Consider the following 2,228-nt stretch of genomic DNA (forward strand, 5'->3'; position numbering starts at 1 on the left):
TGCTTCTCCACCCGCCGCTCGGCACGGGCGTTGATCTTGTGGACCAAGGCGACGAGCAGTTCCACCAAAGCGTCGGTGATCTCCGCCTGGCGGGACGCGCACAGCGCGGCCAGCAGCGTCGTCCGTACGTCCTCGCCCGTGTCCCGGAAGTCCGAGGGATACATCTTGATCGCCCGTGCACGCCAGGCGGCCACCAGCTTCTCCGAGCAGTCCGCGAACAATCCCTCCGGCAAGCCAAGCTGGCGCACGGCGGTCAGCTTGGTGATCTCCGTCAGGAGCGAGTCCAGGCCCACCGCGCCCGGGTCCCGCTTCAGCGAGGCCAGCAGCGCGGTGCCGTCCTCGTTGCCCTCCGTCACCAGGTCCAGCAGGCGCAGGGCGCATACCTCGCCCAGGCATGCGACGGTCTGCGCGCAGAAGAAGCGGTCGGCCCGGGCCTGTGCTGCCGCCACGATCCGCTCGATGCGGCCCGGGGGCTCGATGCTGTCGCTGGGGCACTGCACGAGTAGGGCCTCACGCAGCCGGTCCTCCACCAGCTCCACTGGGCAGACCTCGTCGGCGAGCCAGACGGTCAGCCGTTCCTCGTCCGCGCGGGTCGCCGGGCGGAACCCGAGCGCCTCGCGGATCTGCGTACGGTGGCCCTTCGCGGAGCGGGACGACAGGTCATACTTCGCCAAGTCCTCGGCCGGCACCTTGACCACGTCGGCCAGGTAATCGACAGCAGCGGGCGGGAACTCCTCCACGAACTGCGGGAACCGGCCCTCCTGCTCGAAGAACTTCAGCATCAGCGCGAACCTTATCTTCAGCCGCAGAACTGGACGTGGCTCTGACCTGGGCCATTGCGTGGTGGTCGGTGTCGGTGACGGACCGGATCAGCACGGGCCGATGGTCTTCGTCGGTCGCTGGCGGGGACTGCTGGTTTCACCCGAAGAGGTGACGGCGGCGACCCGCTGCTGTCCGAGCACGCGGGCGAGCTGGTCCCTCAGTTCGCGCACCTCTGCCTCCAGCTGCCGGTTTCGGGCCGTCGCGGTCTCCAGCCGCCGCAGCAGGGAGGTGTCCGACGCGCGCTGCTGGTCGGGGACTTGTGGTGCCGATGACGCTGGGCCGTGTCGCTCGCGCAGGCGGTTGATCTCGGCCCGAAGGTCGGGCTGGGTGTAGAGCCAGGACCGCGAGACGCCAGCCTCGCGGGCGACGGCGTCGAAGGAGACAGGCTGGCCGGCGGCGTCCATGTGCCGCAGGGCGGCGATGGCCCGTTCCCTCGTTGCCGCGGCCCGCTCGCGGGCAGCGGCAACGATGTGCGGGGAGTTGTCAGCCCGCATCGGCGGCCTCCTGCGGTCCGTCGGCTTCGAGTTCGGTGATCATCTGGTCGAGGTTGGCCGCGACCTGCTCGTTCATCTCGGCCACCCGCTGGTGGCCGCAGCCCTTCGCGTTGTCGATGAGCGTCGGCGTCCGCCGGTGCTGGGCCTTGGGCTCGGGCAGGAACTCCGGTCCGGTGAGGAAGACCGGGCAGGTCAGGCACGCGTTGGCGTGCGGGCAGCTCTTCTGGACGGGGAGCCCGCAGTAGCCGTTGGGGAGGGTCTGGGTGGCGAGGCCGTAGCGGGTCTTGGCCCACTCGGCCTGGGCCAGCGGCCCCTCGGGGTTGAGGGTGACGCGCTCGCCCCGGATGTTGACCTTGGTGGCGGCTTCCCAGCGGCGCCGGACGGTCTGGTCGGTGATCCGCGCGTAGTGGGCCGTCATCTGGTGGGAGTCGTGGTCGAGGAGGACGCGGACGACCTCCTGCGGGACGTCGCGGTTGATCAGCCTGGTGGCGAAGGTGTGCCGCCACTGGTGCGGGGTGAGGTGGACCGGCTGCCCGTTCTCGTCGCGGACGTCGCACTGGGCGAGCCAGCGCTTGAGCATCTGCCGGTAGGTGTCCGGGGAGAAGTGCCGGGTGCCGTCGGCGTTGCCCTTCAGCCCGGGGAAGACGTGCGGATTGCCGTCCGGCCAGCGTTGAAGGACGCGCTGCTGCTGGGACCGGACTTCGGCCTCGATCTCCTCGTCGATGGGCACGGCGGCCTCCCGGCTCATCTTGTTGTTGAAGTAGCGCAGGTAGGGGGCGCCCTGGCCGTCATGAAGCAGGCAGTCGAACCGGATGGTGCAGGCGTCGGAGACCCGCAGGCCGCAGCGGATCAGGATAACTGATCGTTTCAGAATGAGGTTCGGAGTCGTCTCAAGCAGATGATGCTGCAAGC

The 2,228-nt window shown here is 69.4% G+C and carries 3 protein-coding genes; all 3 read right to left on the bottom strand.

Going from position 1 to position 2,228, the window contains the following annotated elements; translation table 11 throughout:
• Window positions 1-782 (bottom strand): DUF4158 domain-containing protein (locus ACFVZH_RS40210; RefSeq protein ID WP_384905590.1); only part of this gene is annotated, 782 nt, incomplete at its 3' end.
• A gap of 87 nt (window positions 783-869) precedes the next feature.
• A complete protein-coding gene (locus ACFVZH_RS40215) occupies window positions 870-1,316 on the bottom strand; it encodes a DUF6262 family protein (protein ID WP_384905592.1) in 447 nt (148 codons plus the stop codon).
• Window positions 1,306-2,228, bottom strand: a 923-nt coding sequence (locus ACFVZH_RS40220) for a tyrosine-type recombinase/integrase (RefSeq protein ID WP_384905594.1), incomplete at its 5' end; no start/stop codon positions are given. The genes ACFVZH_RS40220 and ACFVZH_RS40215, both read right to left, overlap by 11 nt.

The organism is Streptomyces sp. NPDC059534, from assembly GCF_042743475.1.
Taxonomy (GTDB): Bacteria; Actinomycetota; Actinomycetes; order Streptomycetales; family Streptomycetaceae; genus Streptomyces.

Bases quoted from the DNA above. Each gene is read 5' to 3' on its own strand.
- ACFVZH_RS40215 (WP_384905592.1), bottom strand. From the start codon at position 1,316: ATGCGGGCTGACAACTCCCCGCACATCGTTGCCGCTGCCCGCGAGCGG.